Origin of the sequence: Bradyrhizobium sp. AUGA SZCCT0169 (assembly GCF_018130085.1) — a bacterium.
Taxonomy (GTDB): Bacteria; Pseudomonadota; Alphaproteobacteria; order Rhizobiales; family Xanthobacteraceae; genus Bradyrhizobium.
In genome coordinates this window covers 16,423-32,238 of sequence record NZ_JAFCMC010000025.1, presented here as the reverse complement: position 1 = coordinate 32,238, position 15,816 = coordinate 16,423, and the positions used below count along the sequence as shown (strand labels likewise).

The following is a 15,816-nucleotide window of genomic DNA, read 5'->3' as shown; positions in this document are numbered from 1 at the left end:
CGGTAGCATGGCGGCCTGCAATAGCGGCGTGTCGACGCCGTTCCGCGCGTGTCATCCGTTAGTCTTAAGGGCTCGCCTCTCCTACCTTGCGGTCGTATAACGGGCTGTATTCAACCTTGCGGTAGCGGAAACCGTCGATCGCGCAAAACCCAGGAAATTGCTTTGACCGACGAAACAGTCGAACAGGCCACGTCAACTGAATTAACCGGCGGGGCGGGTTTTACCTACGAAGACACCGTCGTTGCATACTATCTTGCCGCGCTTTTGCGAGAAGAGCGCGCCGCACCTCTAAGTGGGATCGTTAAGAGTGTGGCGGTCCAACAGGATGGACACGGCCATCCGATGGACGACATAATCATCGAGCTGGAAGATGTCGGCTCTCTTCGGCGCCTGAGTCTTCAGGCCAAGCGAAAAATCCAGATCAGCGCAGCCATCTCGAACAAAGACTTCCGAGATGTAATGGCGAGAGCCGTGAATACCCGCAAAATGGCAGACTTTCAGGCTGATCTCGATGCCTATGGATTTGTCGTCGAGAACGTCTCCGTTGGGCGGCTCCGCTCGCTCAACCGACTAATCGATTGGGCTAAGAGTAGCCCGTCGGCTGAAGACTTCACGAGGCGCTTCGCGCCTGGGGGTGCAGCTGCGGCAGCCGAGCGCTCCTTACGGATTGACCTCGCCGGATTGATTGGGGCGGCATCGGACGAAGAACGAAGCTTCTACTCACAATTTATTGCACTTAAGCTCGAAGGACTAACGGAAGGCGGCATTTTACGGACGGAGGTCGTAAATCGGCTTCAAGAGATGATCGCAGTAAACGAAGACGGACAAGATATTCTTCTTTTCGATCGCCTCTGCCGAATTGCCCGTGACGCTGCCGGCACCGCAAGAAAGTGGACCCGCCTCACGCTGTTAGCCCAACTACGCGGGACAGTGAGGCTGAGGGTTGCTCCGAATTACCACCGCGATGTTAATCTTCTCCAGGAATTTTCCGTAGCTGGACTGGCAGATGTTTCTGATGAGATAATGGGTTTTCGGGTTGAGCGCCCCGTCATAGAACAATCGATAAAGGAGCGCCTTGGGCAATCTCGGCTCGTGAACCTCAGCGGCCTGCCCCGTTGCGGAAAATCCGCAATGCTCAAGCGCATCGCCACCGTTGATGCTGCTAAAGGACCTATCCTCTTTCTGAAATCAGATCGTCTTGAGGGGAACAGTTGGCTCACATTCGCGACCGCACTGGGCCTCAGTCACCGAACAATCGCCGACCTCTTAGCTGAAATTGGCAGCACCGGCACGTCAATCTTATTCATCGACGGAATTGACCGCGTAAAGCCAGATCAGAAGGGCATTATTGTAGATATTCTGCGCGCCATCGAAGCGAGTTTGGAACTTTCAAACTGGAAAGTTCTGGCGAGTTCACGGGACCAAGGATTGGAACCCTACAGGGCGTGGTTTCCTGCGAGCTTTTATCACGGCGCAGGTATCGGCGATGTTTCCATAAGGGGCTTTTCAGACGACGAGGCCGATGAACTTGTGAAGGACAGACCGAACCTGAAGAGGTTACTATTTGGTCCTCAGAGCGTAAGTGAAATCGCACGCCGCCCGTTTTTTGCAGCCGTACTTGCGCGTACTTTTCCCGACGACCAGGCCGCTCCGCAGACGGAAGTCGATCTCATCAAGGCTTGGTGGGATCGCGCCGGGCACGACGCCCCAGAGGAAATGGTGCCGCAGCGGCAGCGGGCGCTGCTGGATCTTTCCGAAAAGGGCGTGCGCAATCTCGGCAAGAATATTCCAGCTAAGTATCTTAAGGACACGACTTTCGCCCACGTTGCGGGCCTGAAAGCTGATCTCGTCATTCGCGGTCAAGACGGCGGAGTATCCTATTCCTTCACCCACGACATTTTTTTTGAATGGGTCTTTTTTCGTCAATTGATCGAACTCGGAGAAAATTGGAAGAGCGCGCTAATCGAGGCGGGCGAACCGCCGCTGCTCGGCCGGGTGGTTGGGCTGCTCGCACAAAGTTCGCTTCGCTTGCCGGGCAAGTGGTCGGCGGGCTTCCGTGATTTGGAGGGCGAGGCAATGCGACAGCAATGGCGGCGCGAGTGGCTAACTGCCCCTCCTTTCACAACCGCATTCGAGCAAGGGCAACTGGAATTTCAGGCCCTTCTGTTTGAAAACGACTTCGCACTCTTTCAGAAGCTACTCGTTTGGTTCCAGGCCCAGCACACGACCCCAAGTCCCATTGTTCTCCAGAACCCTGCAGCCGGTACTGCGGGCGTCGATCGGGTCGGCATGGCGGACATTCTTGGTTGGCCCTCGGATTTCGAGAGCTGGGGCCGGTTATTAGATTTCTTGCTCCGGTTGGCGCCGAGCTTGCCGACCCGTCTCGTACCAAACATGGTCGAAATCTTCGGCGTTTGGCAAAACGCGCTCGCCGACCTTAGGAACCTTCGCTCGGCGGCGATCATCGACTTATGCAGCAACTGGCTAACTGACCTGGAACAGGTCGAGTATTCCGATGACCTCAGTTTCGATCGTGGTCGGTGGAACGAACTTAGCGACGAAGCGAGGTCGAGCCTGGCGACTGCACTTCGTGTCATCATCCTGCGTTCAGCGCGCTCCTATCCAAAACCCGCCATCTCGGTCTTTGAACGGGCCGCAGCCAATAAGCGGATGCGTAGCAAAGTATACAGCGATTTAATGGTATTTACGCTGACATTGGCAAACGTGTCCTCCGAGGCTGTCGTAGCTGTCGCGAAAGCTGAATTGCTCAAGGAATTACCTCAAGAAAAAATTGACCGCGAGGCCCGCCTACGTCAGGCGCGGTTCGAGCACCTCCAGCGCCTTCGCTCAATCCCAGAAGAGGAGCGCTCACAAAATCAGAAACGCGCGTTAGAGGAGGTATATTTTCCAACCGGGCGGGATCGCATCGGTCTCGAGGACATCGGGGTCGAGCAGCACCAAAACTACTATCATCCGCCCTCGGCGCTGCACGAACCGTTCGCAAGCCTCTTCACGACAAAGCCAGTTGCCGCACTTGGTCTCGTGCGCGACCTTGCCAACCATGCGACTAAGGGCTGGCATCAGGTCCAACTCTTAAACCGCAAGAAGATGGGCACGCCTATCTCCATTGTCTTGGAGTTTCCGTGGGGAAAGCAGGAATTTTGGGGCGACTGGCATGTCTATCGCTGGTTCATGGGCCATCTGGCGCCGCAACCATTGGAGTGTGCCTTTCTTGCTCTTGGCCATTGGGCTTTCAAGGAAATAGAAAGGGGTACACCAACTGATGATGTCATCCGATCGGTGGTCGAAGGGAGTGAATGCTACGCCGTGCTTGGGTTAGCGCTGGCGCTTGCGCTTGAGACTTATCATGTATCTCCGACGACGTTACCGATCGTGAGTTGCCAACGGCTTTGGGATCATGACGCTGCTCGACTTGTTCAGGAGCCGACCCGCGACCTTGACCTGCTCGGCTACGGGTACTTGACTCGTCTTACTGGCCAGAAGGCGGGTGCCAAGGAGTTTTTGGACTCACGGCAGAGCCGAAAGAGAGACATCAGAGAACTCGCAATGCGTTTCGCGCTGGCCCCAGACGACGATTTGAGAAACCGCTTCAAAGAAGCATTGGCAAGCTTTCCTGATCTGTTGCCTTACGAGATCGAGGAGGAACGTTCTGATGCAGACGCAATCGCTTCGCTTAAGGAGAAAGCGGAGCGCTGGGCAGGGCTCGGCGACATCGAAAACTATCGCAAGCAAACTGTGGCCGCAGACCAAATCCTTATTTCCTACGAGCCGCCCAAACCCTTGACCCCGGAACAAGAGAGACAGCTGGCACTGAGCACAACTTCTCTTCAAGAGTATAGCGTTATCGGCTGGGCGACTAAGTCAATCCAGAGTAACGCACTCTTGGAGAGCATTGGCCTTGAGAGCGCCATCGCATTTGCGCGTGAACGGGACAACGCAACTATTTTCGTGGAGCGAAAGGACGCCGGAGAACACTCAGCGCAAACAACCATTTCGGCCGTCGCTGCGTTGGTCATTCGCTTTGGATCACCCTCAAGCGAGGACTGTGCTTGGGCATGGAACGTCATGGCGCGCGTTGGCGCCATGGCCGAACCAAAAGGGGTATTTCAAGGCTCGAAGATACCTTGGCACCCCACCACACACCTGATCTACGTGCTGGTTCACGACCGCCGGTCGCCCTCGCCGCGTCCCGACTCTGCGCGCAGGTTGTTCGATCTGACTGAGCATCCATTAGATGACATTGCTATTCTTGCATTTAGCGGACTTCTTATGGATCGAGACCAGCACATTGGCTGGGTCGCGGCCCAACTTGCAATGGACCTTTCACTTTACCATCGTTTCGAGATGAATGAGGAAGGTGATCGTGACGACTCGGCGGACCGGAACGCCCGAAAGCAGAGCTTCATGCGAGCTTTAGAGCGGTTGGATCAACGGGTGGAAACGCCCCTGACAGCCGTTCCGCCTGCGTGGGTGAAGACCACACGAGGCCGGCGTTTTGGAAGGTCGGGAGCAGAGGCTAATTGGGATGATGCTGATCCATCGTTCGACGCGCAATTCGCAGCCAAGCTGTTTCCCCTTTTTCCCATCGAAGCATGGTGCCAAACAGATATTTATAAGCCGATGGTGGCAACTTTCCTCAAAGAGTTAGCGGCCTGGACTGCCGAACGACTAATGCCCTCGTGGCTTCCGAATGATCGGAGGCGTCGATCGGACATCGGGGGACCCTCCCTAATTGAATGGAACGGTGTCCTTGGTGATTTGCTGGCGCGCGCCGTGCCATTCCTCGAAACCACATTTATCCGCGACAAGCTTCTGGCACCGTTCTTGACTGAAGACGAAGAAGGACTGGACGTCTTAGCCTCGTTCACTACCATGACCGTTTCGCGGCACGTCTTTGACGCGCAGATCATTCCTGACCAAACCTTTGTGCTGTTAGGCGATTGTGTCGAGCGCGTAGTCGCAAATCGGGCCTTCGATCCTAATAGTTACCGTGGTGGGCAAGTGAGAGGCAGTGACCTGCCGACGCTAATCAAAGCCTTACTCTTTGTTTCGATCGAACGCGAAGCGCCGGGGGCCTCTCGTTTCGCGAACGGAGATTGGTCGCAGGTCAGCTTGGTGATGCCGATCGTTACCCGCTTGGTCATGGCGGTAGGTTGGTCTCCCTTCGTGATGCAACAGTTCCTGACGTTGTGCGAGCGGGCAGGCAGTTGCTATCCGCTCGATGAGTTTATCGTCCAGACGAACGCAGTTCTCAGCTCTATCGCAAACGCCAAGGGCGGTTGGGCCGGAACCACCTTACCGGCCGACGTAGCTGGGACGGTCCAATGTCTTGCCGATGCGAACTTTCCGCTTAGGGCCGATCAGGCGTTGGGACTACTAAAGGTCCTTGATGCGTTGATCGACCTCGGTGACCGGCGCAGTGTGGCGCTTGAGCAGACCGAGGCATTTAGAGGCGTCCAAGCCCTGCCCACATCCTAACCGATTATGGCCCATCATCGACATTGCCAGCTCGCTATCGTCGTTGATGCGGCAGCCGGTCTGAGTGGCACACAACCAGCTGACAGCCCGAGCCGGGCAGCCGGCGCTTGAGTGGCGCGCTCAGGCGCGGCGGTGGCCCGTTTCGTCTCCGATTTTTTCTTCCTTAAAAACCCGCTGCACGACGCTCGTTCCGATACCGAGCGTTCGACCAATCTTGAGGATGCCTTGACCGCTTGCCTTAAGCTCGAGAATACGTGCTTCTACGGCGGGATCGACCCGGCGGCGGCCGAGCTTCGTCCCGTTCGCCCGCGCGCGCGCCAGACCAGCGTTGACCCTCTCCCGAATAATTCCCCGCTCGAACTCGGCAAAAACACCCAGCATCTGAAACATCGCCTTGCCGGCGGTGGTCGAGGTGTCGAGCCCCTGCTGATGGAGATAGAGACCGACACCCTTGTCATGAAGCCCTTGAAGGATTCCCAGCAGGTCCGTTAGGGACCGCCCAAGCCGGTCTACGGACCAAGTGGCGACCATATCGATTTCCTTGGAATTGACCGCCCTCAACAGCGCGTCGAGCCCTGGACGCTTGTCCCTGCCCTTGGCGCCGCTGACGCCCGCGTCCTCATAGACCTTCCAGATTTCCCACTCGGACCTCACGCCCACTGCGCTCAGCTCGCGCAATTGATTCTCAGTGTCCTGCTTGGAGGTGCTGACTCGCAGATAGATACCGACGCGCTTTTTCATGGAGGGCTTCCCTTCTGAGACCATCCTGCTCTTTCACTATACGAAAATCAACTGTTTTTCGTATAGAGGCGGCGCCAATAATCGACACTGATAACGCGCGCATTTTTGGATCAGTCGTTCAATGGTTTTCGGTATAGCAAAGACGCCAGCTTTTCGCGGGCGCCATGAAGGCGCGTTCGCACTTCCGTTCGGCCCTCGGAAGCGGACATTGGCCTGCGCGATCACGACGTCTCAAAAGGCGGAAGTGATCCCGACTCGCGGCGTCGCGAAACGGCGATTGTGCGACACATCGAGAATGGCTCTGTTAATCTACTTCCCTGCTTAAGGTGGCCGCCGCGTCGGCCCCTCCCATTTTGGCTGCGGGGGACGAGCACGTCCTCGTGTGCCATCGGAGACGGGCAATGACCATAAGAACCTTTTGCACGCTTGCCGCCGCCATCTTTGCCCTGATCGCGCTTCTGCAGTTGAGTCGGATTGTGATGGGGTGGTCCGTCACCTTGAATGGCTTCGATGTGCCGTTCTGGGCAAGCTGGATTGCCGTCACCGTGGCGGGCGGGTTGAGCTTCGTCGGCTTCCGCGCCGCCATGCGCAGCTAATGGCTGGCAGAGCCCGCCCGGGCCGATCAGTCGCCGGGTAGCGGAGCACTTCCCCACTCGCGGACATCGAGCCGTCGTGCTCTACTCGACAGCGGTTTAGGGCAATATATGTCTTGCGGCCCCAATATTCTACGACATGGCAGCGGAGGTTCATCCCAGTACACAATGACACCGCGACCAGAGGCACTTTCGCGCGTCTGCCCAGTGCATCCATGGAGAGCCTACGCAACAACCATGGGGCGATTGCTCCCTCGAGATGATGGCCCATGCGCATTTGGTTGCCGGTGGGCGACCAAGATGAGGTTGATGTTACCAGCGGCGAAGAGGCCCGAAAGGTGTGCAAAGCGCCTTGATGCAGCAAATTCGTGCTTTCGCAGTTTCTTCACCGCTTGATACTTAATTCAGCCAATTCCGTCGAATGCTTCTGAAACATGGTGACCCGCTTACTCGTAAATTCTGCGATCACAATGGGAAATTCAAGCGGCGACCTAATCGTTGCAAGCCTTTGAGCGCATTCAAAAGCAAGTTGCGTGTTGGCCTGTGCCATTTCCAATAGCTTTGCTTGATAAGCGGAGACGGTTGCCGTCGCAGCGGAAAAATAAGTTCCTTTGCTCAAAGTCTTATCCGTCATTGTCTGTTTGCCGTGATCTTCTTCTAAGGGTGTCGCCAGATTTTCAACAAGGAGAGGCTCTTGTGGTGATTCGTTATGACGCTTTGGCGGCGATTCAGTCGGGCCTGCTCCAGCCGAGCGCATCGGGCTTCTAACAATGGCTTGAGCGGCCTTTTGGGCCTTCGCGGCTATTTTCGGACGACGGGCGTGCTTTGACGCAGTGACCCGCTTGTGTTTGGTCATTTGAAACTCCAGGGAATGAGTAGGTCTCGACCAAGGTGCAGAGACAATAGGCTGTGGAGTGCAACGTTCCCAAAGTTTCACCCACTAAGGTAGAATAAGTGCCGCGTTCTGCTTGCCAAAGGACGTGATCGGCGCCGCGCTCGCCGCACGGCATGCTCGAAAGGTTCCGCAGAACATTGCGGCCAGTGTGAGCAGTGTTGACCAGTCGGTTAGGCAGCCAGCGCGCATGCTACCGCTATCACCGCACCTACCTGTGGCACGCTTCCAGTTTACTCCGAACAACGGACATCATCAGACCGGTCCGGGTAGTCCGGTTCGTGCCAACAAGCGACATTGCGCCGGGCGGTGCGCCGTTGGCGCGTCGACAATTTGGCCGTCACGACGGGCCCTCGGCGTGCTATCATTCCAATTGAAATTAATGGGCCTCAGCTCGCCGTGGGAGGAGAGTTGACATGAGGCGACGGGATTTCATCGCGCTCGTTGGCGGCACGGCTGGGACATGGCCGCTCGTCGCCCGCGCTCAGGTTTCGACCAAGCGGCCCCTTATCGCTGTTCTGGTTGCGGTCACGCGAAAAGGCAATCCGGTGCTCAACGCTTTTGTTCGGGGGTTGCGAGACGTCGGCTACGTCGAAGGCCAGAATGTCGATATTGTATGGCGTTTCGCCGAAGGCCGGATGGATCGATTTCCTGAGCTGGCAGACGAGTTGGTCCGACTTATGCCAGACGTGATCATGGTCGCGGTCACTCCGGCCGCCGTCGCGGCAAGAAAGTTGACGCAAACGATCCCGATCGTTTGCCCATTGCTTGCCGACCCGATCCGCCTTGGTTTGATTGCGAGCGTGTCACGACCGGGAGGCAACGTCACCGGTCTCCTATTCCGCATTGAGGGTCTCGCGGATAAGCAACTCGAGCTTGCGCTCGAATTGATCCCAAATGTGGCCAGAATCGGATTGCTGGTGAATGTTGCCAGCGGGGTCGTTATCGATCGCCAAGAAGCAGAGAGTGCGAGTCAGAGGTTAGGAATCAAGTTGATTCCCGCCGAGGTTCGGACGCCCGATGATCTCGACGCGGCGTTTCAGGCATTGGCAAATGTCGGCGTTCAAGCTGTCCTCGTGCTTGTCGATGGTATGCTGTTCAACGAACGAAATAGGGTCGCCGCACTTGCGGCGGCGGCGCGGCTGCCAGCCATCTACGGCTTTCGCGACCATGTCGATGCGGGCGGCCTAATCAGCTACGGGGTCAACTTGGCCGACAACTTTCATCGTGCGGCGGCCTACGTTGACAAAATTCTCAAGGGCGTCAAACCGGGCGATCTGCCGGTCGAGTTTGCCACCAAGCTCGAAATGGTGATCAATCTGAAATCGGCTAAGGCACTCGGCCTCACGGTGCCCCCCTTACTGCTCGTGCGCGCCGACGAAGTGATCGAATGAGCGATACCCACTATGTCCGTTCCGGGTCATTCGCGTCGGTTTGACCGGACCACGGCGACTTCCGGTCTACCCCGGTGAACGGACATTCTGAAGGATAGGCCGGCATGTCTCAAAGGTGCCATTAGCCGCTGTGAACAATCGCAGCAACCAAACACCATTCGCGGTAGGGACGCGAGTTACCTCGCGCCCCCCGCCCAGATCCGTACGTGGGCACGTCGAGGCCGAGCGTCTTGGCGGTCTTGAGGCATGAGCGGCAGCGCCCTCCCGAGCCGCCGCCGCTTCGACGCAGGTACCACCCGTCCTTGTGGAGGGGTTTCTCCTTTGATTTTAGAGACCTTTCGCTGCGTCGAGTACCGCCCTAAATGTCTTCAGCGCCTGCATCTGCTCGTGGTTTTCCTGTTGCTTCATCTTGGAGCCGCCAGACACCGCATCGAGCTCCTCGGAGGACAACTCGTGCAGCTTCAGAGCTTCGTTCTTTGCATTGATTGCATTTGCAGTCATCACAGTTCTCCTTTGATTTAGCCCAGCGCGATCATCCAACGCTGGTACGGCCACATTTTGCGTCATCCCTCTCGTCGCGATGTGACTGCGGTCACAGAACGCTGATTAACTGGGGCGCTCGCCTGTAAGCTGTGCGTGGCAGCGAAATCTTCCCGCTTACGTCGGCTTGGGGTCATTCGCGTTGGTTTGACCGGACCACGGCGACTTCCGGTCTACCCCGGTGAACGGACATTCTCAGGATAGGCCGGCATGTCTCAAAGGTGCCAACAAGCGACATGGGATCACATCGTCAAATGAAAGAGGCCGCCAACTGAGGCGGCCTTACGAGGGGAAAAATGCTCTGGCTGGAAGTGTCCAAGGCTGTCGTCGCTGGATGGATGGCGTATGGCATTGCGACCCGCGTTAGTAGCGTGTGGGCCAAAATTATCGTCTTCATAAGCGCCGTTATTTTTGGGCAAGTCGCCGCTCTTGAGGCGGGCTACCTTATTTTGGCAATGGAGTGGCTGCCCATAACCGGGCCTGATGTGGCTAAGAGTGCCATCATTCCTTGGGTTTCAATGATCGCCGCTGGGGCCGGTGTTTTTCTGGCCGGAAGACGAATTAGGACACCCTCGGATTCCACTTAGGACACTGAGGGTCAAATACGGACAGTACCCCCTCAGCTATGGGAACGGATCACGAAACCGGCCGGACATCTCTCACCTGGCTCCTTAGCCCAGGATGAGTTGGCGTCGGCGACGCAACTCCCAGGGGTGAAACCGCCCTCGCGCAAAACCGCATCTCCTGCCCCCGACGTTTTGAGATCAGCGGCCTTGTCGATAGCGGCAGTATTCGTCGCCATTGTCGTATTCGACGCAAACCTTCACTCGACGCCGAGGCCGATCGTCATCTTGGGTTCGATAATTTCGGTCTCGGTCCGCACGATCCCAGTCCCGATTGTCCCGATCGCCGTATCGACCGTGATCCTTGTCGCGATCGCGATATTCGTCGCGGTCCCCGCGCCGCATGTCTTGACCAACATCTCGATCGTCCCGGCCCATGCGGTCCCCGTCACCCCGGCGATCCCGATCGCCATATCGACCGCGATCCTTGTCGCGATCGCGATATTCGTCACGGTTCCCGCCCCGCATGTCATGACCAACTTCCCGGTCGTCCCGACCCGTGCGGTCCCCGTCACCCCGGCGCATCCGCCAGTCAGGACCCATCTCACGGTCATCGCCTCTGGATTGACCCCGGTCGCTTCGTTGATCTGGTGGTCGCGGGGCATTCAGGTTCGATGGGGCGGGTTGAGCAGGTGCGCTTTGCGGTTGCGAAATCGGAGGCTTCCCTTCGTCCTGGGCGAAAGAGGCAAAGCTCGACGAGGCCAATAAAAGAGTAGCGAGGACAAGCGCACGCATGGATTTCCCTCCTGTGAAGTCGCCCCCGGTAACAATTGACTGATACATTGGTTCAACTCGAAGGCTCTTGCCTGGAGAAACCATACGTGTCGTCATCTGCGGCGGCGGGTAATCGGCGCCTGCACGCTTATTTCCTCGCTCGCCAGGGCATCGACGTCATCGTGGTGGAGCAGACTGAGGTGGCCGCTGCGGCATCAGGCAAGGCTGGGGCTTTTTTGGCGCTCGACTGGTGCGCGGGCTCCCTGCATGATGTATTTGAGGCGGCCCGCCTCTGTTTCCACGGGGGCGCCTCAGGTAGGTTCTGAAAGCACTAAGAACCTGTTTCATCTCGATCGAGCACCTCCTATGCGATATACTTCAGAGCAGCACATGAAGATGGCGCTTCTGCTCGAACGAAACTCAGAAATCACTGATCCTGAGAGCGCAAAGAAGCAGGCTTCGATGGCGGAGGTGTTTCGGAGACTCGCGCACAAGGCAGCGAAGGAAGAACCTTTTGCGGCAAACGAACCGCGGATAATGATGAACGATCCTCCTGCACCAGTCGAAGCTATCGAAGTATGGGAGCGTTTTCTGGCCGAGGTGATGGCGATGCCGGAAACAGCTCAGAAGCCGCAAACAATCCTGTACGCCGAGCACATGATCGCGCTCAAAAAGGGAGAGCTCATCCCGATGCCGAGCAACTTGCCGTCCATGGTGGCTATGGTCGACGAGCCCGGACTGTTTGGCGACAATTTATCGGAATGGCGGCAATTCCTGGCCGAAGTGGAGCAGTTACCCGACTCAGTCCAAAAGCGCCAAACCGTCAACAACGCCAAGCAAGTGATCGCGATGAAGATGTGGGAATATGACCTGCCTCACTGATATTAAGTGTGCTTCCGGAGGTCGAGGGCGTCTACGTGGCAACAGGACATAGCGTCTGGGGCATCCTCAACGCGCCAGCAACCGGGGAAGCCCTGGCGGAGCTAATCGCTGATGGCGCCGCGCGTAGCACCGATCTGAGGCCCTTCGACCCCACCCGGCTCCGGCCGCCACTTCGCCACAAGTTGAGGCCCTTGCGAACCAATTGATCAACGGGAGGAGACTCGTTAGTTTTCGACGCCACCTTCCGCCAACTCGATAATCTCGCGTCGCTTGTTCGCGTCAGCAAATTTCGCAAATGCCCTGAGCAGCCGCAGGCACCGAATCTTCTCGCTTTAACTTCCTTCCTTTTGATACGAGCATGCGTGCGAATGTTTTGGTCAAACTCAGCAGGCTTTGGTTTAACGCTGAAGGTTGCGACCCGTAGAATTACGGTCAGGGTCATCAGTATAACTGTCTCCACGGTTTAGTCGTCGCCGTCGCTTTATTCCTCGTTCTTTGCGATCAGCTCTCGCCATCGCTGCGGCGCAACGTTGAAGCCCAGCTCCCTCGCCTGTTCTTTGAAAGAAGCCTCCTTCCGCCAGCGAGACACGGACGATCGATTGACTCCTAACTCGTTGGCTATCTCCTCCGAGGTTATGAGCGGGAAGTGAGCGACGATCCATATCGCCCCCTGACGCGCCTCAAATTGCTTGCTTTGATTTATTTTTAGACGATCAACATTCAACAACTTCCGAATTAACTGCCTTAGGTAGGGCCCAGGCGGAAAACGTCGACACCCATCCAGCAAGTCATTCGCAACCCACGCTATCGTTGTCAGGGGCAAGTTTTTGCCCCTGCGAACTGCGCCCTTGTCCGCGCTCCTGGTCAAGTCGAGTTCGTCCGCAAGCCAAAGTGCGAGGGCTTCCCCTGCTGTTTTCGGCGGATTATCCGCACCTGGCTCCTCGGCCGCGATGCTCGATTTGAAAGTCGTTTCCTCATCCACGTAGGGTTGCGGCGCGGCAGCTACCAGGGGTGTTCGAGAAAACTCTCCTGAACCGGTTTCCCAAGAAATAGGCGCGTAATATCTTTCATCCAAAAGGGCTTCGAGAATATCCAGTGGAACGGAGCGGCGCCTCAGTTCAGCATACATGCGTACGCGTGTGTCCGCTCGCTCGGAAAACGAACCAATAGGATAAACGCCCCAGCTCGCCATTTCGCCAATTTGGTTTGGTCGTTTCTGTCGAGATTTGCTCGCCTTCATTTCCGCACTCCGGCCTGCGTGCACAGGATTTCGTTCGCGCACGGCCCTTCAATGAACGAACCTTACGTGAGCATGCAGCAACGTTCAGGGAGGCGTCAGGATATGGACGGCAACGTAAAATGTCGAGGTGATCAGCGGATCATCGGCTCGGCCGAATTGCGCAAACTGGTCCCATTTTCTGACGCACATTTTTGGCGCTTGGAACGCAGCGGTGGGTTTCCGCGCCGCATTAAATTGGGCACTCACCGCATTGGTTGGGACCTGAATGAGGTGCTCGACTGGATCGACGCACGCAAATCCCAGCGTGGCCGGTGAGGGCCAAAATGTTGCGTAACCACCTGAATCAGCAACATGTTGGCGCCGATATTGAAGCATCGGTCGCTAATTGGGCGGTGGACGATCGCAACGCACCCTGGATGCTCGACAAAAAGCTGGAGGGCATTACGCCACCATCCCGAAAGGCAAGTTGGCTCGGCGAACAACGAAAACGAAAATTTGAAGCCTTGTTTGAATTGCCGACTCTTGAGCGGCGCGCTTCGGCCGAAGAATCCGAGCAAGCTAATATTGATCTCGGTACGCCGGGAATGGCGAACGGTTTGATTACCCTGCCACCCCTCACGATTAGTGAATGGAGCGAACGCGATCTGCCCGAGCCTGACTTTCTGATGGGCGACTGGCTTACGACCACGAGCAGAGTTCTGCTGACCGCCGCCACCGGCTTAGGCAAGAGTAATCTTGGAATTGCCCTCGGTATGCGGGTGGCCGCTGGCGGAGGCTTTCTTCACTGGAAAGGTCGCCGGCCAGCTCGCGTCTTGTACATTGATGGCGAAATGTCCCGGCGCCTTCTCAAGCAGCGGGTGCTTAACGAAGCCGAACGATTGGGGATTAGCCCTTCCACCTTCTACGCACTCAGCCATGAGGACATACCCAATTTGAAACCACTCAATACGCCTGAAGGACAGGCGCAAGTTAACGTGCTGATCGAGAAGCTCGGGGGTGTCGACCTGGTGATTTTCGACAATATCATGAGCTTGACGGTCGGCGACATGAAAGACCCCGCGCCGTGGCAACAAACCACCCCGTGGGCTCTCGGGCTTACCCGTGCTCTCGTCGGCCAGATTTGGATACATCACGCAGGCCACGATGGGACCAGATCCTACGGCGACAAGACTCGCGAATGGCAGATGGACACGGTGATACACCTCGACGCGGTCGAGCGCGGTGACACGGACGTTTCCTTCAAAATGACTTTTAAGAAAGCGCGAGAGCGTACCCCGGCCACTCGGTTTGACTTTCAGGACGTGCGAATTGCCTTGGTCAACAACCGTTGGGAAAACAAACTTTCGGAAGATCGCCGGACGCAAAAGATCAGTCCTCAGACGCGCAAAGGGCTGGAGGCGCTGACCCACGTTATCGCTGGCGACAAAGCCGTCTCCTTGTCTGGCGGGCGTCGTGCCGCCAAGCGAGACGACTGGGAGGCGGAATGTGAGCTGCTCGGTCTGATCGACACGAAAGCAAAAGAGCACAGCGCCCGGACCATATTCGCCAAATTCAGACGGGAGCTGGTCGCGGCAAACCTCATCGCTTGCCAGGGGGATTTTTCGTGGATCATCGGCTGAAAAGTATGGTTGCGGAAGTCGCCCCGCAACCAAGCCGCAACGGTGCAGTCCGCAACTTCCGCAACCAATGTGAAACCCCGTTGCAACTGCCCGCAATTAAGCCGCAACCATTGCAAAGCCGCGGCCGCAACTACGCAACTGCCTCCTTAGGGAGCGGGCAGTGGTTGCGCCCCACCCTCTCGCGCGCCTACGCGCCTATGAGGCGCTTCGGCTCAGAGCTTTCCCCAGGGGCTAATAATTTTTCGAGGGCAACCCTATGAAACGAGACCTTACCAGCGTGGCACAGATTAATGGGACAACGCACTGCGAGGCTCGTACACGCGCAGGCGCACCCTGCCGGGCCCCTGCGATGTCCAATGGGAAATGTCGTCTCCACGGCGGCCTGAGCCCTGGCCCGCCGTGTGGGGCTGCAAATGGGCGCTACGTCGATGGGTATTGGACCATTGAGGCGATCGAGGAACGCAAATTCATTCGACTGCTGGTCAAGGGCACATTGGGAAACAAACTATGAGCAACTCTGAGAACGTCCCGGCAACATCGCGTCGGCCCCGCCAGCTGCCGCCCGCGAGGATCAGGATCAAAGGCATCCAGGGCAACATCGTGTCGTTTGGCTCGCCGGGTCCCGCCAACCTGGCGTGGCGCAAGCAACTCAAGACGGCTTTTGGTACCGTTTCCGACGATTTTGTCGATATGGCGCTCCATCATCTGGAGCGTGCCGCCCGGATGCCCGGCGATGGCGCCTCGGACGTGGCGATCAACGCCGCTATTGCGATGATTGCTGCCTTCGCCCCCAAAAACGAGGTGGAAGCCGCCTTGGCGCTGCAAGCGGCCTGCACCCACATGGCCGCGCTGGCCGTGATGTCGAGGATCGGTGGCGCCGGGGGTGGCGCTCAGCGATTGCCCGCCTTGGCTTCGGCCACAACTAAGTTGTTGCGGGCCTATTGCACCCAGGTCGAGACCTATCGGCGCCAGCGCGGCGGTGGCGATCAAAACATCCGCGTCGAGCACGTTCACGTCCATGAGGGTGGTCAGGCGATCGTAGGCTCGGTCAACTCGCGAGCCTACGAGCCCCGGTGAAG

General features: G+C 57.2%; 14 protein-coding genes. 9 read left to right on the top strand and 5 right to left on the bottom strand.

From position 1 onward, the window contains the following. Positions 1-162 precede the first annotated feature (162 nt). Positions 163-5,499: a hypothetical protein gene (locus JQ609_RS24230; RefSeq protein WP_212275209.1), complete on the top strand. Its 5,337-nt coding sequence runs from the start codon at positions 163-165 to the stop codon at positions 5,497-5,499. A gap of 120 nt (positions 5,500-5,619) precedes the next feature. Here the strand turns inward: JQ609_RS24230 and JQ609_RS24225 are convergent, their stop codons facing one another. Beyond that, positions 5,620-6,240, bottom strand: coding sequence for a recombinase family protein (locus JQ609_RS24225; RefSeq protein ID WP_212275207.1), 621 nt, complete (start codon positions 6,238-6,240; stop codon positions 5,620-5,622). Between the two features lie 401 nt (positions 6,241-6,641). On the opposite strand from JQ609_RS24225, the gene JQ609_RS24220 reads away from it, so the two are divergent. Further along, the gene (locus JQ609_RS24220) at positions 6,642-6,836 is read left to right on the top strand and encodes a hypothetical protein (RefSeq protein ID WP_212275205.1); all 195 of its coding nucleotides are present in this window, start codon (positions 6,642-6,644) and stop codon (positions 6,834-6,836) included. A 382-nt stretch (positions 6,837-7,218) separates the two neighbouring features. Here JQ609_RS24220 and JQ609_RS24215 read toward each other — a convergent pair whose 3' ends face one another. Further along, positions 7,219-7,689: a phasin family protein gene (locus JQ609_RS24215; RefSeq protein WP_212275203.1), complete on the bottom strand. Its 471-nt coding sequence runs from the start codon at positions 7,687-7,689 to the stop codon at positions 7,219-7,221. 452 nt (positions 7,690-8,141) lie between these two features. On the opposite strand from JQ609_RS24215, the gene JQ609_RS24210 reads away from it, so the two are divergent. Continuing rightward, a complete protein-coding gene (locus JQ609_RS24210) occupies positions 8,142-9,119 on the top strand; it encodes an ABC transporter substrate-binding protein (RefSeq protein ID WP_212275201.1) in 978 nt (325 codons plus the stop codon). Positions 9,120-9,446: 327 nt separating this feature from the next. Here JQ609_RS24210 and JQ609_RS24205 read toward each other — a convergent pair whose 3' ends face one another. Further along, complete coding sequence (locus JQ609_RS24205) at positions 9,447-9,620, bottom strand: hypothetical protein (protein ID WP_212275199.1); 174 nt, start codon at positions 9,618-9,620, stop codon at positions 9,447-9,449. Between the two features lie 335 nt (positions 9,621-9,955). Here JQ609_RS24205 and JQ609_RS24200 point away from each other — a divergent pair, with 335 nt between their 5' ends. Further along, the gene (locus JQ609_RS24200) at positions 9,956-10,246 is read left to right on the top strand and encodes a hypothetical protein (RefSeq protein ID WP_212275197.1); all 291 of its coding nucleotides are present in this window, start codon (positions 9,956-9,958) and stop codon (positions 10,244-10,246) included. Positions 10,247-10,482: 236 nt separating this feature from the next. On the opposite strand, the gene JQ609_RS24195 is transcribed toward JQ609_RS24200, so the two are convergent. After that, entirely contained in the window at positions 10,483-10,755 is a 273-nt protein-coding gene (locus JQ609_RS24195; RefSeq protein WP_212275195.1) for a hypothetical protein, read from the bottom strand. 631 nt (positions 10,756-11,386) lie between these two features. Between JQ609_RS24195 and JQ609_RS24190 the strand changes: the two genes are divergently transcribed. After that, complete coding sequence (locus JQ609_RS24190) at positions 11,387-11,878, top strand: hypothetical protein (protein ID WP_212275193.1); 492 nt, start codon at positions 11,387-11,389, stop codon at positions 11,876-11,878. A gap of 481 nt (positions 11,879-12,359) precedes the next feature. Here JQ609_RS24190 and JQ609_RS24180 read toward each other — a convergent pair whose 3' ends face one another. Next, positions 12,360-13,118 carry a hypothetical protein gene (locus tag JQ609_RS24180; protein ID WP_212275191.1) on the bottom strand — a complete coding sequence of 253 codons (759 nt, stop codon included), beginning with the start codon at positions 13,116-13,118 and terminating at the stop codon, positions 12,360-12,362. Between the two features lie 102 nt (positions 13,119-13,220). Here JQ609_RS24180 and JQ609_RS24175 point away from each other — a divergent pair, with 102 nt between their 5' ends. The 4 genes from JQ609_RS24175 (at position 13,221) to JQ609_RS24165 (ending at position 15,814) form a co-directional block, all read left to right on the top strand. Then, entirely contained in the window at positions 13,221-13,433 is a 213-nt protein-coding gene (locus JQ609_RS24175) for an AlpA family transcriptional regulator (RefSeq protein ID WP_212275189.1), read from the top strand. Positions 13,434-13,441: 8 nt separating this feature from the next. After that, positions 13,442-14,737 carry an AAA family ATPase gene (locus JQ609_RS24170; RefSeq protein ID WP_212275188.1) on the top strand — a complete coding sequence of 432 codons (1,296 nt, stop codon included), beginning with the start codon at positions 13,442-13,444 and terminating at the stop codon, positions 14,735-14,737. Positions 14,738-14,993: 256 nt separating this feature from the next. Continuing rightward, on the top strand, positions 14,994-15,248 hold the full coding sequence (locus JQ609_RS35665; RefSeq protein WP_283813887.1) for an HGGxSTG domain-containing protein: 255 nt from the start codon (positions 14,994-14,996) through the stop codon (positions 15,246-15,248). Then, positions 15,245-15,814: a hypothetical protein gene (locus tag JQ609_RS24165; RefSeq protein WP_212275187.1), complete on the top strand. Its 570-nt coding sequence runs from the start codon at positions 15,245-15,247 to the stop codon at positions 15,812-15,814. Before JQ609_RS35665 ends, JQ609_RS24165 begins: the two co-directional genes overlap by 4 nt. Positions 15,815-15,816 lie beyond the last annotated feature (2 nt).

Coding starts and splice junctions, on each gene's coding strand:
- JQ609_RS24225 (WP_212275207.1), bottom strand. CDS start 6,240: ATGAAAAAGCGCGTCGGTATCTATCTGCGAGTCAGCACCTCCAAGCAG.
- JQ609_RS24220 (WP_212275205.1), top strand. CDS start 6,642: ATGACCATAAGAACCTTTTGCACGCTTGCCGCCGCCATCTTTGCCCTG.
- JQ609_RS24215 (WP_212275203.1), bottom strand. CDS start 7,689: ATGACCAAACACAAGCGGGTCACTGCGTCAAAGCACGCCCGTCGTCCG.
- JQ609_RS24210 (WP_212275201.1), top strand. CDS start 8,142: ATGAGGCGACGGGATTTCATCGCGCTCGTTGGCGGCACGGCTGGGACA.
- JQ609_RS24205 (WP_212275199.1), bottom strand. CDS start 9,620: ATGACTGCAAATGCAATCAATGCAAAGAACGAAGCTCTGAAGCTGCAC.
- JQ609_RS24200 (WP_212275197.1), top strand. CDS start 9,956: ATGCTCTGGCTGGAAGTGTCCAAGGCTGTCGTCGCTGGATGGATGGCG.
- JQ609_RS24195 (WP_212275195.1), bottom strand. CDS start 10,755: ATGACATGCGGGGCGGGAACCGTGACGAATATCGCGATCGCGACAAGG.
- JQ609_RS24190 (WP_212275193.1), top strand. CDS start 11,387: ATGAAGATGGCGCTTCTGCTCGAACGAAACTCAGAAATCACTGATCCT.
- JQ609_RS24180 (WP_212275191.1), bottom strand. CDS start 13,118: ATGAAGGCGAGCAAATCTCGACAGAAACGACCAAACCAAATTGGCGAA.
- JQ609_RS24175 (WP_212275189.1), top strand. CDS start 13,221: ATGGACGGCAACGTAAAATGTCGAGGTGATCAGCGGATCATCGGCTCG.
- JQ609_RS24170 (WP_212275188.1), top strand. CDS start 13,442: ATGTTGCGTAACCACCTGAATCAGCAACATGTTGGCGCCGATATTGAA.
- JQ609_RS35665 (WP_283813887.1), top strand. CDS start 14,994: ATGAAACGAGACCTTACCAGCGTGGCACAGATTAATGGGACAACGCAC.
- JQ609_RS24165 (WP_212275187.1), top strand. CDS start 15,245: ATGAGCAACTCTGAGAACGTCCCGGCAACATCGCGTCGGCCCCGCCAG.